The following is a 14,779-nucleotide window of genomic DNA, read 5'->3' as shown; positions in this document are numbered from 1 at the left end:
GGGTGCTGGACTTTGAAAACCGAGGTGCTTGAATGACCGGATACCGTATCGATTGCCTGCAATATGCCAACTGGTCAGAGAAAATCTTCCGCCAGCTGCGGGAAGGCGGCGTGGACGCGATCCAGGTCACCATCGCCTACCACGAGAACTTCCGCGAGACGGTTCTGAACTTCGAGAAGTGGAACCGCTGGTTCGAGCAGTACCCGGACCTGATAATGAAGGGGCAGTGGGCCTCCGACATCGACACGGCGCGGGAAACGGGGCGCACTGCGGTGTTCTTCGGCTTCCAGAACCCGTCGCCGATGGAGGACGACATCGGCCTGGTCGAGATCCTGCACACCCTTGGTGCGCGCTTCATGCAGCTCACCTACAACAACCAGTCGCTGCTGGCCACGGGCTGTTACGAGGCCGAGGACATGGGGCTGACCCGGATGGGCAAGCAGGTCATCAAGGAGATGAACCGCGTCGGCCTGGTGGTCGACATGAGCCATTCCGCCGACCGCTCCACCATCGAGGCGGCGGAGATCTCCAGCCGCCCCATCGCCATCACCCATGCCAACCCGCATGAATGGTCGCCCGCCCTGCGCAACAAGAAGGACGATGTGATCCGCGCGGTGACCGGCCACGGCGGCATGCTGGGCTTCTCGGTTTATCCGCATCACCTCAAGGACAAGTCCAACTGCACGCTTGAAAGCTTCTGCGGGATGATCGCCCGCACCGCCGACAAATACGGGGTGGAGCACTTGGGCATTGGCACCGATCTCTGCCAGGACCAGCCCGACAGCGTCGTCGAATGGATGCGGGTCGGCCGCTGGAGCAAGGAAATCGATTACGGCGAAGGATCAGCCGCCGCTCCGGGCTTCCCGGAAATGCCCAGCTGGTTCAAGGACAACCGCGACTTTGGAAACATCGAAGAGGGCCTTCGCGCGACGGGCATGAACGATGACGAGGTGAGCGGCATCATGGGCGGGAACTGGTACCGGTTCTTTGCCGAAAACTTTGGCCCAAAGGGATAGGTCATGGAAACAACCGCGCAGACAACGATATCACGACGAGACCCGGCGCAGGTGATGCGCCTCAGCCGGCTCGGCTCCCTGCACCAGTGCCGCCTCAGCTTCATGCGGGTGCTGACACGGCGCATGGCCCGGGAAAACTGGAGCTTTGCGCGCCCCAAGTTCGATATCGATTGCAACGGCGTCGGCGTGGCGGTCTATACCGCCACCGGCCCCGCGCGGACCTATTCCCTGATCGCCTTTGCCCACGATCTGCCGCCGGAAATGCGGTCGGACCGGGTGATTGCCACCGCCTGGGATGCGACCTTCACCCTGTTCGACGGGGTGCCAACGGATGCCGACATTGAGCGCCTGTCGAAAAACGTGCCCTATCAGGAGGCGGGCCGGGTCAATGACAAATCCCTGTCGGTCTCCCGCGCCAACCGCTCGGTGCGGCTGTGGGCGCATTTTGTCGAGGCGCTGTCGCAGGGGCAGCAGCCCGACCCGGCGCAGGTGGAGGCCGTCGGTTACCTGATGCGCACAACCGCCGTCTACGGCTCCGGCAAGCTGGGCGCCGCCGACCGCGAAGCGATTGCCGACCGCCCCGAACTCAGCGCGCCGTTCCAGGCCGAGATGCTGTCGGTCTACCTGACCCGCGCCTTTGTCCGCGATCTGGTCGAGCACATGGCCCGCGCCAAAGGCGGCAAAAACGCCGTGCCGCTGGCGCCGGAAACGGCGCGGCGGCTGGGGATCGGCAATTCCACCGGCCTCGGGATGGCGCCCTATATCGTCAACCACCCGGTGCTGTTCAACAACTGGATTGCGGCACGGGAAGAGGCGATTGCCCGGGTGCGCTCGGTTGAAACCGCCAGCGCGCAGGAAGCCGCCTGTTTCCGCCGGATGCTGCGGCGGAGCGAACTGTCGGCCGCGCGCTGGCATTCGGAACACCCAGCGCAGATTGAAAAGCTGGCAAGCCTTCACAAGGATCTTGAGGCCCTGGCCGCTTGGACGGCGGCAGACGATCTGCTCAACGACCATCCTTGGGACCGGCTGATCCGCTGGAGCGAGACAGCCTTGGGCCTGGAGGGGCAGGAACTGGCTGCCTCACTGATCCTTGAACCCTATGCGGACCTTGTGGACGGGCTGTCTGACTGCATGGCCGATGCCAACAAGGACGCCTTCATCATCGAGGGCGCAATGCCGGTTGCCCAGTTGCGGGAGCTGATCGAGAACAGCTTTGCCTGGGCGCTGGATCTGGACTGGAGCGCCCGCGAAAACTGCGCCCGGGCCTGGTATGTCTCGGAGGAGAAGCTGGAGCCGCGGATGGGCGAGCGGTTCGACGAGCCGATCGCCAATTACGAACAGCCGCTGGCACCGGCCCGCGATGCGGCCGCCGCCCATGCGGCGCTGGCCGGCTGGGATGACGCAGAGCCCATTGCGGCATTCCTGCTGCGCCACCCCGAGCACCGCCACACCGTGCGCCGGGCGCAGATGAGCCGGCTGGCGCCTTATGGCGAGATCCGCAGCAACACCATCAGCGACCGGGTGCTGCCGGTCGACATGCTGCGGGCCAAGCTGTCGTTCTTCGGCGCCACCCATTTCGACCCGCGCTCCGACCGCTGGGTGCGGATCTGCATGTATGCAGGCGCTCCCTATCCTGAGGACCTGACCACCGCCAACGCCGACCTGTGGGTCTATCCGGAGGCAGACCAATGAGCTATGCGCTGAACGAAGTGGAAGCCACCGCCAAACGCGCCGCCCGCGGAGCCGGCTATGACTGGGGCCTGGCCGAGGAGGCCGCAAAGGCCACCCGCTGGCTGTGCGCGCAGGGGCTGGACGGGGCCGCGGTGCTGGCCGGGCTGCTGGAGGCCGGGTATGCGGCGGATCTTCCGGCCCATGTGCCGCAAGGCCTGGACGGCGACTGGCTGGCCAAGGTGCGGCTGTGCCCGCTGGCAAGCGGCGCCGCCCTGTCGGATTGCGCGGCACAGCTGCAGCACGGGCCATTGAAAATGGGGCCGGTTGCCCAGCCTGTGCTGATCCTGGCCTTTGCTGCGCTGGCCGCGCGCCAGCTTGGCGTTTGCGTCACCGTGGAGGGCGAGGGCTTTCAGGCCGTAACCGATGCTGCAGGCTTGCAGATTGAAGGCGCACTGCCGGAAAGCGCCGCCGTTCTGACCGTCCGCGCCGGCGGCAGCCTGGCAGCCGGCGGCCCGCTCCGAACCCGCGCCGAACCGGCTGAGGCGGCCTGGGCCGTTCTCAACCGCTTTGCCCATAAAACCTACGCTCCGGCCACCGAGCAGTCGCGCCTTCTGGGCGCCGGTGCCGGGCTGTCGGACAATGACTGAAGAGGCGTCCAAATGACCGAAACCAGAACCCTGACCCTTGCCGAGATCGAGGATCTCTCCTTCCGCGCCCTGGTGGCGGCAGGCACCTCCGAGGCCAACGCGCGGCCGCTGGCGGTGGCCACCGCGGCCACCGAAGCGGACGGGGTGGCCAGCCACGGGCTGGCTTATATTCCGATCTACGCCGAGCATGTGCAATGCGGCAAGGTGGACGGGCAGGCGGTTCCGGCCATTGCCCGCCCGCGCCCCGGCGTGGTGGCGGCGGATGCGGCCACCGGCTTTGCCCATGCGGCCATCGACATGGGGTTCGAGGCGCTGATCCCCGCGGCCCGCGAGCAAGGCATCGCGGTGCTGGCGGTCCGCAACAGCTACAACTGCGGCGTGCTGGGCTATCACACCGCCCGCCTGGCCCGCGCCGGGCTGGTGGGTCTGGGCTTTACCAACGCGCCAGCCTCCATCGCGCCCTCGGGCGGCAGCAAGCCTGTCGTCGGCACCAACCCGTTCTCGGTTGCGGTGCCGGGCGAGGACGGCGAGCCGGAACTGCTGATCGACCAGAGCGCCAGCACCATCGCCAAGAGCGAGGTGATGAAACACGCCCGCGAGGGCAGGGAGATCCCGCTGGGCTGGGCGCTGGATGCCGATGGCAATCCGACCACCGATCCGGAGGCAGGCCTCAAGGGGTCGATGGCGCCGTCGGGCGGCTACAAAGGCGTCGGCGTGGCGCTGCTGACTGAAGTCATGGCCGCCGCGCTGACCGGTGCCACCCTTGGCATCAATGCCTCGCCGTTCTCCGGCACCGCGGGCGGACCGCCGAAAACCGGCCAAATGTTCATCGCAATCGACCCGGCGGCGACATCAAATGACGCATTTGGTGCGGGAATGGCCGGGATCGTAGAAGCGGTGCGCGGGCAAGCCGGCGCACACCTGCCCGGAGACGGGCGCCGCGCCAAGCGGATCAAGGCCCGGACCGATGGCGTCGCGGTCAGCGTGGCTACGCTGAACAGGATCAAAGCCCTCATGGGCTGACGCCAATCCCGGCGGGACCGCAATCCGCCGGAAAATCCGCACCCCGGTGCGGCACGTGCGAAACGGGAGGAAACGCATGTCTATCAAACAACCTTTTACCGATCTGGAGATCAAGACCTCCGACGGTGGCTTCTACAAGGGGCACAGCGTCGAGATCGCCTTGCTCAGCAAGGGGATCATGGTCGCGCTGGTTCTCTGGGCGCTGGTGTGGCCCGCAAACGCCACCGGCGTTCTGGGCAGCCTGAACTGGCGCATCCTGGAGGATTTCAACGCCTTCTACATCGTCATCGTCGGCTTCTTCGCCTTTTTCCTGTTTGTGGTCGCCGCATTGCCGCAAACCGGCAAGCGGATCATGGGGGCTCCGGGTGCAGAAAAGGAGTTTTCGGACTTCTCCTGGTTCTCGATGATGTTCGGCGCCGGTCTGGGCGTTGGCCTGATGGTCTTTGCCACCGCTGAGCCGCTCGGCCTGTGGGGCTCCAACCCGGTGGTGCTGGCGCAGGAAGTTGCGCCCAACACCGAAGAAGCCATTCAATCCGGCTTCCGCTACACGTTCCTGCATTACGGCTTCCATGCCTGGGCGATCTATGTGGTGACCGGCCTGTCGCTGGCCTATTACGCCTATACCCGCGATATGCCGCTGACCATCCGCACCGCGCTGACACCGCTGTTCGGCAGGCTGATGAACGGCTTCCTGGGCCATGTCGTCGACGTGCTCGGCGTGGTCGCCACCATCCTGGGCGTGTCGGTCACCATCGGCTTTGGCGTGTCGCAGTTCGTGGACGGGGTCTATGCCATCACCGGCATGGAATGGATGATGGACATGAGCGGCGATGCTCCGGCTCCGGGCACCGTTGGCCTGCTGGCCGGCCTGTTCGCCATCATGGGCCTGTCGATCATCTCGGCGGTGTCCGGCGTCGGCCGCGGCGTGAAGTACCTGTCGAACCTGAACCTGGTTCTGTCGATCCTGCTGCTGCTGACCTTCGTGGTCTTCGGCTCCTTCATGTTCGCAATGACCACCTATGCGTCGGCCTTGGTCGATTACATCCTGCACTTCGCCTCGCTGAGCTTCGGCCCCTACGGCCCGCAGTCGGCGGCTGAGTTCTCGGCGGCGCTGCCTGCCGAAGCGGCGCCTTATGCCGATGCGCTGCGCAGCGGTGCAACCAATGCATGGGGGTCCTTCGACGGCTTCAAGGCCGGCCTGGAAGGCGAAGCGGCGGCCCTGTCCGACGACGTTCTGTCGGCAGCCTATGCGGCCGGCGAGCCGGGCCGTCAGTTCGGCTGGCAGGCAGGCTGGACCACTTTCTACTGGGCCTGGTGGATCGCGTTCTCGCCCTTCGTCGGCTTGTTCCTGGCCCGCATTTCCCGCGGCCGCTCGGTGCGCGAGTTCATCATCGGCTGCGTGCTGGCACCGGCGATGGTCTGCTTTGCCTGGATGGCCATCCTGGGCGGCACCGCCATCGATCTGGAACTCAGCGGCGCAGCAGAAGGCGCGATCATCGGCGCATCGAACACCGCCAAGCTGTTCGTCACCCTGCAAAGCATGATCGACGGCGGGCTGCTGTCCGGCATTACCATCATGTGCGTGGTGCTGATCATGACCTTCCTGGTCACCTCGGCGGACTCCGGCATCCTGGTGATGAACACCATCATGTCCGGCGGCGACCAGAACATCGGCAACAAGCACAAGATCGTCTGGGGTCTGATCCTGACCGCGGTCATCGGCACCCTGCTGTTCGCAGGCAAGACCAATGGCGGTGCAGACCCGATGGAAGCGCTGAAGAGCGCGATGATCATCGGCGCGCTGCCGTTCACCATGGTCATGGGCCTGATGTGCGTGGCGCTGGCCAAGGCGCTGTTCCGCGACGGACAGCGTGAGAAGGCCGCGGAAAGCGCACCGGCCGAATAATCAACTCAACCGCCCATCCAGGTGGTGCAGGGGCCGGAGGGAGAGATCCCTCCGGCCCTTTTCACGCCGGGCCGGGCGGGGTCCGGCGGGCCTGGGCTTGCCGCTTGAACCACTCCAGCATCCGCTCCAATGGCCCGCCGCCGGTGCCGGGCACCCGGTGCTGCAGGAAATAGCTGTGCGGCCGGTCCGAGACCGCAGGCCCCAGCCGCAGAACCTCGCCGCAGGCCAGCGCGTTGTCCGCGATGCCGGTCCAGCCCAGCCCGATGCCTTCACCGCGGCGCACCGATTGCAGCAGGAAGGGGTAGGCGTCGAATGCCGCCGCAGTGCCGAACTGCGGCTGCGGCAGGCCTGCCTCCGCGAACCACCCCTCCCAGGTCAGAAAGCCGGAGCTGCCGGTGTCGAAATGCAGGAACAGCTCCGGCGGGATTTCCGCGATATGGCTTGCGGCCTCCGGATGGGCTTCCAGAAACGCCGGGCTGCAGATCGGGAAGGTTTCCGCCGCGATCAGCGGGAAATACGGGCGTTCCGGCATCCGCGCCGGGTCCCAGACCACCGCCGCATCCAGACGGCTGAGGTCGATATCCCCCAGCTGATCGGTGGTCACCACCCGCACCCGCGTGCCGCCCAGACAGGCGCGCAGGTCCGAATAACGCGGCATCAGCCATTGATCGGCAAAGCCGAAGGTGCAGGCCAGCGTCACCTCGTTGGTCTCCGGCGCGGCCAGAACCTCGCTCCAGGCCTGATCCACATGGCCCAGTCCCAGCGCCACCGCATCGGCCAGCCGGGTCGCATTGGCGGTGGGGGTGATCCGGTTGTTGTTGCGCTCGAACAGCGGCTGGCGCAGCCGGTCCTCCAGCGTTGTGATATGGCGCGAGACCGCAGGCTGGCTCAGCCCCAGCTCAGCCGCCGCGCGCGACAGGCTGGCATGGCGCACGGCCACCTCCAGCACCAGCAGGGCGTTCAGCGAACCGGATGTGGGGCGTATCGATCGTTCCATAGGAAATTGTTAGGGAGTGCATGCGTTTTTGGCCAGTGGATATTGCAGGGCGCAAAGATAATCTGTGGCGGACTGAATTTTGAACCGGTAACAGACAGAGACCTCCCCATGCCGCAGCGCCCCCTCTCACACATTCGCGTTCTCGACTTCGGCCATTACCTGGCCGGCCCGCTGACCGGCATGATGCTGGCCGACATGGGGGCTGAGGTGATCCGCATCACCCCGCCCGGCGGCACCGGTTTTGACGGCCCGGCTTTTGATATGCTGTCACGGGGCAAACAGACGCTGGAGCTGGACCTGAAGTCGGACGAAGGCCGCGCCACGGCAATTGAGCTCGCCAAACGCGCCGATGCGGTGATCGAGAATTTCCGCCCCGGCGTCATGGACCGTCTCGGCCTGGGGCCGGAGGTGCTGCGCGCCGCCAACGACCAGCTTGTGTACCTGTCGCTGCCGGGCTTTGCCTCCACCGATGCGGAGCTGGCCGGGCTGCCTGCCTGGGAGGCGGTGATCGCCGCCTACACCGGCCAGTTCACCGACATGGGCCTGAACCGCCGCCTGATGGGCATCAACCCGTCCTTCTCGCCGCTGGCGCTGGCCTCGGCCTATGGCGCCAGCTTCGGCGCCATGTCGGTGCTGTTTGCCCTGAACGCGCGCGAGCAGAATGGCGGCGACCATATCGAGGTGCCGCTGGCCGCAGCGCTGCTGGAGGGGCTGGTCTACAACTGCGAACAGATCGAGGACTACCCCGAACGCTACAAATCCCCCCGCGAGGTGGAGCTGGACCGGCGCGCGGCAGAGGGCCTGCCGATGAACCTGAAGTTCGAGGAGCTGTCTGAATTCCTCGACCCGTTCTACCGCACCTACACCTGCGCCGACGGGCGCGGCTTTTACGTGGTGAGCGGCTCAGTCGCCACCCACCCGCGGCGGGTTCTGGAGACCCTGGGGCTCAAGGACCTGGCGGATGAACTGCCGGATTTCTCCGCCTATCTGGATACCAAGGACTGGCCCGCCGAATGGTCAATGCGGAATTACCCGGTGGGGGCATCCGACAGAGAGCGCGTCTCCTCGGCGATGAAAGCTGCCTTCCTGACCAAACCATCGCATGAATGGGAGGCGCTGTTCGGCGCCGCCAAGGCACCTGCCACCGCGCAGCGGTCCACCCGGGAATGGCTGCACGACCCGCACGCATTGGCGTCGGGGCTGGTCCTGCAGGTGGAGGACGCGCGGCACGGGGCCGTGCAGCAGATGGGCAACGTCGCCTGGCTGTCCGGCGACGAGGGCGCGGTGCAGAAGATCAGCGCGGTGGAGGCAGATCTGGCGGCGCTGCTGGCCGAGCCGGAACGCGGCGGCACCAGCGGCCGGGCCGGCCAGGGCTGGCTCGACGGGCTCAAGGTCCTGGACCTCACCAACGTGATTGCCGGGCCGACCATCGGCTCGACCCTGGCCCGTTTTGGCGCCGGGGTGACGCTGGTGCAGCCGGTGGAACCGTCGGTGGACCCCTGGAACACCGTCGTCTTCGGCATCCATGCACAGCGCGGCAAGGAGAGCATCCTGCTGAACCTGCGCAGCGATGAGGGGCAGGAGGCGCTGGCCCGGCTGATTGCTGAGGCCGATGTCATCACCATGAACGGCACCGACCAGCAGCGCGACCGTCTGGGCTTGTCGCCGGACCGGCTGGCCGCGGTCAACCCGCGCCTGATCCTGGTGCAGCTCGATGCCTTTGGCGGCCCAATGCGCGGGCCGAAGTCCGACCATCTTGGGTATGACGATCTGGCGCAGGCGGCCACCGGGGTGATGCTGCGCTTTGGCGGCGGCATGGAGACACCCGAGGAACACGCCCATTTCGGCACCATCGACGTGCTGACCGGTTTCTGCGCCTGTGCGGCCCTGGGCGGCGCTTTGCTGCGGCTCAAGGAAACCGGCAAAGGCGGGGTGGCGCGCGCCTCGCTGGCGGGCGCGGGCAACCTGATCCAGGCTCAGTTCATGTATGACCATGAGGGCCGGGTGCCGTTCAACGAGCCCTCGGGCCGTGAGGCACTGGGCTGGGGGCCGTTCTATCACTGCTACCAGGCCGCGGACTGCTGGTTTTTCTTTGCTGCTCCTACCGAACGCGGCGCGGCGCTGGCGCGGGCTCCGGAACTGGCCGATCTGGCAGAGCTGCCGGAGGATCGACTGCATGATGCCTTGTCCGAACGCTTCGGCACTCGGCCGCTGTCCCACTGGCGCGCAGCTTTTGCCGGCAGCTCTGCCGCTGCGGTGCCGCTGTCCTCGCTGCACGACACCCGCGACGCAGCCCTGCAGCTGGAAAGCACGGGCGATACCGACCTGAAGCAGGCGACTTTCCGGGTGATCCGCCACGACCGGCACCCGATGGGCCGCTGGTGCGATCTGGTGGCGCCCAACGCGGTGCGCCCTCAGGCAGGCCGGATCATTATCCCGGGGGCGGCACCGAAATACGGCGAACACACGCGCGCCATCCTTGCGCGGCTGGGCTATTCTGCGGAGGAAACCGAGGCGATGATCGCCAGCGGTGCCGCTGGCGGGAGCTGGTCGGAGAAATACCTGCCGGAGTGATCCGGGCTGCTGCTGTCTCAGCGGTTCAGGGGTGCCCGGGCCGGGCGCCCTTTTGCCTTTGCTGAAATTGCTGGGATATGGAAATTGTCTGCTGCAAAAGGCGTACAACTTCCGGTTTCTGGATTGAAACGTGAAACCGTAATATACTACCCTCTCATGCCGATTGAACCTGCCTGCCGGGCTTGGGAGTGCCCGGGCGGCGGGGAAAGGGGGCGGGATGCTGATTGCGGTCGTGCTTGTGCTGATCGTGGCGGGGTCTGTTGCGTTCCATCTGTTAAGCCCGTGGTGGTGGACGCCGATCGCGTCGAATTGGAGCTATATCGACGATACGCTGGTCATAACCTTCTGGATCACCGGCGCCGTGTTTGCGGCGGTGGTGCTGTTCATGGCCTATTGCGTGCTGAAATACCGGCACCGGCCGGGGCACAAGGCGGAGTTCGATCCGGAAAACAAACGCCTGGAGTGGTGGCTGACCGGGGTGACTGCCCTGGGGGTGGCGGCGATGCTGGTGCCGGGGCTGTTTGTGTGGAAGCAATTCGTCACCGTGCCGGAGGACGCCACCGAGCTTGAGGTCTTTGGCCAGCAGTGGAGCTGGTCCTACCGGCTGCCGGGCGCGGACGGGGTGTTGGGCACCGCGGATGCGGAATGGGTGAACGGCGAGAACCCCCTGGGCGTCAACCCGCATGACCGCTTTGGCAAGGATGATCTCATCATCGAGGGCGGTGAGGTCTATTTGCCTGTTGATCAGCCGGTGAAACTGCTGCTGCGCTCGATCGACGTCCTGCACAATTTCTATGTCCCTGAGTTCCGCGCCAAGATGGACATGGTGCCGGGCATGGTCACCTATATCTGGTTCACCCCCACCCGCACCGGCGCGTTCGAAGTGCTCTGCGCCGAATACTGCGGCACCGCGCATCCCTTCATGCGCGGCTATGTGACCGTGGTCGAGGCTGAAGAATACCAGGAGTGGCTGCAGGAGCAGCTGACTTTTGAAGGCTACGCCAATGCGGGTTCTGAGACCGGGGCCGGAACCAGGCTCGCGAAACGCTGAGGGCAGCGCCCGGCCCTGGGTGGGTGTGGAGCGCCTTCCCCTTTGCCGGAGGCAAATCTCCGGTTTGACGGGAGGGGCGGGCGCTGCCCGGCCTAACGGCCGGGCGATGCATCAGAATTGGATGGAGTCCTGTAATGACCGACTACCTGCCAGACTCAGACAGCAACCTGCCGCCGCGCGAAGTCCCGGATGTGATGCCGCCGCATGCACACAGCTGGATCGGCAAATATGTCTTCTCGCAGGATGCCAAATACATCGCCATACAGTACTCCGGCACCGCCGTGGCGATTGGCTTGGTGGCCTTGGTGATGTCCTGGCTGATGCGGCTGCAGCTGGGCTTTCCCGGCATTTTCGATTTCATCACGCCGGAGGCCTATTACCAGTTTGTCACCATGCATGGGATGATCATGGTGATCTACCTGCTCACCGCGATCTTCCTTGGCGGCTTCGGCAATTACCTGATCCCGCTGATGGTCGGCGCCCGGGACATGGTGTTTCCGTTCGTCAATATGCTCAGCTACTGGGTCTATCTGCTCGCTGTCCTCGTGCTGGTCGCCAGTTTCTTTGTCCCCGGCGGGCCAACCGGCGCGGGCTGGACGCTCTATCCGCCGCAAGCGGTGCTGTCCGGCACTCCCGGAGGTGCACAAAGCGGCATTATCCTGATGCTGGTGTCGCTGATCCTGTTCATCATCGGCTTCACCATGGGCGGGCTGAACTATGCCGTCACCGTGCTGCAGGCCCGCACCCGCGGCATGACGATGATGCGGCTGCCGCTGACGGTCTGGGGCATCTTCACCGCCACGGTGATGGCGCTCCTGGCCTTCCCGGCGCTGTTCGTGGCTTGCGTGATGATGCTGTTCGACCGGCTTCTGGGCACCTCCTTCTTCATGCCGACGCTGGTGGAGCTGGGCGAGAAGCTCAGCTACGGCGGCGGCAGCCCGATTGCCTTCCAGCACCTGTTCTGGTTCTTCGGCCACCCCGAGGTCTATATCGTGGCGCTGCCCGCCTTTGGCATCGTTTCCGACCTGATCGCGGTGCACGCGCGCAAGAACGTGTTCGGCTACCGGATGATGGTCTGGGCCATCGTCATCATCGGCGCGCTCAGCTTCATCGTCTGGGCGCATCACATGTATGTCTCCGGCATGCACCCGTGGTTCGGCTTCTTCTTTGCCACCACCACGCTGATCATCGCCATTCCCACCGCGATCAAGGTCTACAACTGGGTGCTGACCCTATGGAAGGGCGACATCCACCTGACCATTCCGATGCTGTTTGCGCTGGGCTTCATCGTGACCTTCGTCAACGGCGGGCTGACGGGTCTGTTCCTGGGCAATGTGGTGGTCGATGTGCCCTTGTCCGACACCATGTTCGTGGTGGCGCATTTCCACATGGTGATGGGGGTGGCGCCGATCATGGTGATCTTCGGCGCGATCTATCACTGGTATCCCAAGATGACCGGGCGGATGCTGAACGAGGCGATGGGCCAGATCCATTTCTGGGTCACCTTCGTCGGCGCCTATGCGGTGTTCTTCCCGATGCATTACGTCGGCCTGGTCGGCGTGCCGCGGCGCTATTTCGAGATCGGCGAGCCGGCGTTCCTGACCGCGCCGGTGGACGGGCTCAATGCCTTCATCTCCTCTGCCGCGCTGATTGTCGGCGCGGTGCAGGTGCTGTTCCTGTTCAATATCTTCTGGAGCCTGCGCCACGGGCGCCTGTCGGGCGGCAATCCCTGGCGCGCCACCTCGCTGGAATGGCAGACGCCCGAGACCCCGCCGCGGCACGGCAACTGGGACGAGCTGCCCAATGTCTACCGCTGGGCCTATGACTACAGCGTGCCGGGCGCGGCCGAGGATTACATCGCCCAGAACGACCCCTGGGTCTCACAGGCGGAGGACAGGCGGCTGTGACGGTCATCCTCGCCTTCCTGGCGCTGGTCGCCCTGGCTGCCGGCCTGTGGCTGTCGCAGCAGCGCCTGGCCTCCAAGCCCTGGCTGGAAACCGGCATTGCCCCTCTGGCGGGACACGGGCCGGGCCGCGCGCCCGGCATCATCTTCATCGCCGTCTTTCTGGTGGTGGTCGGCGGGCTGTTTGCCATGCTGGGCAGCGCCTTTGTCATGCAGATCGACGAAACACCGTGGGAGCTGGTGCCGCTGCCGGGGCGGGTCTGGCTCAATACCGCGCTGCTGCTGCTGGCCAGCGTCTTCCTGCAATTCGTGGTGATCTCGGCACGGGCCGGCACCCGGCGCTGGCTGCGCGCCAGCCTGATCGCCGCCAGCATCGCCACGCTCGCCTTTCTGGCCGGCCAGGTGCAGGTGTGGATCACGCTGGCCGCGGGCGGCTACCGGCTGGACGGCACCCCGGCGGCGAGCTTTTTCTACCTGATCACCGGATTGCACGGCCTGCACATGCTGGGCGGCATCATCGCGCTGGCGGCCGTCAGCCTGCGCCACGCCGGCGCCGGGGATGTGAAGGCGCTGCTGCCGGGGGTACGGCTCTGCGCGCTCTACTGGCACGCGCTGCTGGCCTTCTGGCTGATGCTGTTTGCGCTGCTGCAGGGCTGGGGCAACGCGTTTCTGGCGCTGTGCCGCGCCGCGGTGGGATAAGGGGGAGGAGAGATGGAGAGCAAACTTCAAGGCCAGGAACAGACTCTGGCGCAACAGGGCCACAGCGGCTTTGCCGCCGACTGGGGCTCGGACCAGCGGGTGTTCAAGAAGGTCTCCTGGGGCAAGGCGATGATGTGGATCCTGCTGCTCAGCGACACCTTCATCTTTGCCTGCTTCCTGGTGGCCTATCTGAACGCCCGCAATACCACCACCGTGGACTGGCCCAACGCCAGCGAGGTGTTTGCGCTGCACATCGGCGGTGCAAACCTGCCGCTGATCCTGATCGCCATCATGACCTTCGTGCTGATCTCCTCCTCCGGCACCATGGCGATGGCGGTGAACTGCGCCTACCGCAAGGCGCGCAAGGCCACCGCTGCGCTGATGCTGGCCACCGCCGCGCTGGGTGCCGCCTTTGTGGGGATGCAGGCGTTCGAGTGGTCCAAGCTGATCTCCGAGGGCGTCCGTCCCTGGGGCAACCCCTGGGGGGCCGAGCAGTTCGGCGCCAGCTTCTTCATGATCACCGGCTTTCACGGCACCCATGTGACCATCGGGGTGATCTTCCTGATTATCGTTGCCCGCCGGGTCTGGCGCGGCGATTTCGACCGCGACCAGCGCAGCTGGATGTCGGCCGGAAACGGCGATTACGAGGCGGTGGAGATCATGGGGCTCTACTGGCACTTCGTCGACCTGGTCTGGGTCTTCATCTTTGCATTCTTCTATCTGTGGTAGGGGGCAGCCATGACACATTCACCGCAAACCGTTGAGGCCGGAGAGATGGCGCACGACGAAGGCCAGCAGCACCCGATCAAGCTCTACTTCGTCGTCTGGGGGCTGCTGTTCGTCCTCAGCGCCGCCTCCTACTGGGTGGATTATGCCCAGCTGCAGGGGCTCTTGCGCTGGAGCCTGATCCTGATCTTCATGACGCTGAAGGCGGGGCTGATCATTGCCGTCTTCATGCACATGGCCTGGGAGCGGCTGGCGCTGATCTATGCCATCCTGCTGCCGCCGCTGGCGGTGATCGGCCTGCTGGCCATTTTGATCATCGAGTCGGACTACACGTCTGAAACCCGGGTGATCGAATTCGGGCAGGGGGCTGCTGCCATCGCTGCGGAGTAAGCACCGGGATAGTGCTGCGGGACTGCCCGGCCGGCTGGCCGGGCAGCGCCCGGCCCTCCCCGCGGGAGGGCGCTTATGCGCCCGCCGATGGCCAGGCGCTGCCCTCAGTGTTGTTCACAGGCCGTGTAACGGCAAAGGCGCCCGGGGTGTCCCGAGCGCCTTCTTTTTCGGTCTCA

12 protein-coding genes are annotated in these 14,779 nt (G+C 65.5%); 11 read left to right on the top strand and 1 reads right to left on the bottom strand.

The genetic code is table 11. The annotated features are described in order from the left end of the window. Positions 1-32 precede the first annotated feature (32 nt). The 5 genes from OKQ63_RS13175 (at position 33) to OKQ63_RS13155 (ending at position 6,263) form a co-directional block, all read left to right on the top strand. Positions 33-1,016, top strand: a complete 984-nt coding sequence (locus OKQ63_RS13175; protein WP_264210533.1) for a membrane dipeptidase — start codon at positions 33-35, stop codon at positions 1,014-1,016. 3 nt (positions 1,017-1,019) lie between these two features. Next, positions 1,020-2,708 (top strand): hypothetical protein, encoded by a 1,689-nt coding sequence (locus OKQ63_RS13170; protein ID WP_264210532.1) that lies wholly within the window; start codon positions 1,020-1,022, stop codon positions 2,706-2,708. After that, the gene (locus tag OKQ63_RS13165) at positions 2,705-3,334 is read left to right on the top strand and encodes a DUF3726 domain-containing protein (RefSeq protein WP_264210531.1); all 630 of its coding nucleotides are present in this window, start codon (positions 2,705-2,707) and stop codon (positions 3,332-3,334) included. The genes OKQ63_RS13170 and OKQ63_RS13165 overlap by 4 nt, the downstream gene beginning before the upstream one ends. Positions 3,335-3,346: 12 nt before the next feature. Beyond that, the gene (locus OKQ63_RS13160) at positions 3,347-4,357 is read left to right on the top strand and encodes an Ldh family oxidoreductase (protein WP_264210530.1); all 1,011 of its coding nucleotides are present in this window, start codon (positions 3,347-3,349) and stop codon (positions 4,355-4,357) included. A gap of 76 nt (positions 4,358-4,433) precedes the next feature. Next, the gene (locus tag OKQ63_RS13155) at positions 4,434-6,263 is read left to right on the top strand and encodes a BCCT family transporter (RefSeq protein WP_264210529.1); all 1,830 of its coding nucleotides are present in this window, start codon (positions 4,434-4,436) and stop codon (positions 6,261-6,263) included. A gap of 61 nt (positions 6,264-6,324) precedes the next feature. Here OKQ63_RS13155 and OKQ63_RS26045 read toward each other — a convergent pair whose 3' ends face one another. After that, positions 6,325-7,260 carry a LysR family transcriptional regulator gene (locus OKQ63_RS26045; protein ID WP_286672684.1) on the bottom strand — a complete coding sequence of 312 codons (936 nt, stop codon included), beginning with the start codon at positions 7,258-7,260 and terminating at the stop codon, positions 6,325-6,327. A gap of 108 nt (positions 7,261-7,368) precedes the next feature. On the opposite strand from OKQ63_RS26045, the gene OKQ63_RS13140 reads away from it, so the two are divergent. The 6 genes from OKQ63_RS13140 to OKQ63_RS13115 all read left to right on the top strand — a co-directional run bounded on the left by OKQ63_RS13140 (position 7,369) and on the right by OKQ63_RS13115 (position 14,603). Further along, entirely contained in the window at positions 7,369-9,834 is a 2,466-nt protein-coding gene (locus OKQ63_RS13140; RefSeq protein WP_264210528.1) for a CoA transferase, read from the top strand. 217 nt (positions 9,835-10,051) lie between these two features. Further along, positions 10,052-10,885 (top strand): cytochrome c oxidase subunit II, encoded by an 834-nt coding sequence (locus OKQ63_RS13135; protein ID WP_264210527.1) that lies wholly within the window; start codon positions 10,052-10,054, stop codon positions 10,883-10,885. A gap of 134 nt (positions 10,886-11,019) precedes the next feature. After that, positions 11,020-12,792 carry a cytochrome c oxidase subunit I gene (locus OKQ63_RS13130; RefSeq protein WP_264210526.1) on the top strand — a complete coding sequence of 591 codons (1,773 nt, stop codon included), beginning with the start codon at positions 11,020-11,022 and terminating at the stop codon, positions 12,790-12,792. Further along, complete coding sequence (locus OKQ63_RS13125; protein ID WP_264210525.1) at positions 12,789-13,487, top strand: cytochrome c oxidase subunit 3; 699 nt, start codon at positions 12,789-12,791, stop codon at positions 13,485-13,487. Before OKQ63_RS13130 ends, OKQ63_RS13125 begins: the two co-directional genes overlap by 4 nt. Positions 13,488-13,499: 12 nt before the next feature. Next, on the top strand, positions 13,500-14,216 hold the full coding sequence (locus OKQ63_RS13120; RefSeq protein WP_264210524.1) for a heme-copper oxidase subunit III family protein: 717 nt from the start codon (positions 13,500-13,502) through the stop codon (positions 14,214-14,216). A 9-nt stretch (positions 14,217-14,225) separates the two neighbouring features. Further along, complete coding sequence (locus OKQ63_RS13115; protein ID WP_264210523.1) at positions 14,226-14,603, top strand: cytochrome C oxidase subunit IV family protein; 378 nt, start codon at positions 14,226-14,228, stop codon at positions 14,601-14,603. The last annotated feature ends 176 nt before the right edge of the window (positions 14,604-14,779 follow it).

This window comes from Leisingera thetidis, from assembly GCF_025857195.1.
Lineage (GTDB): Bacteria > Pseudomonadota > Alphaproteobacteria > Rhodobacterales > Rhodobacteraceae > Leisingera > Leisingera thetidis.
The sequence above is the reverse complement of the archived record's forward strand: the minus strand, read 5'-3'. Positions and strand labels throughout refer to the sequence as shown.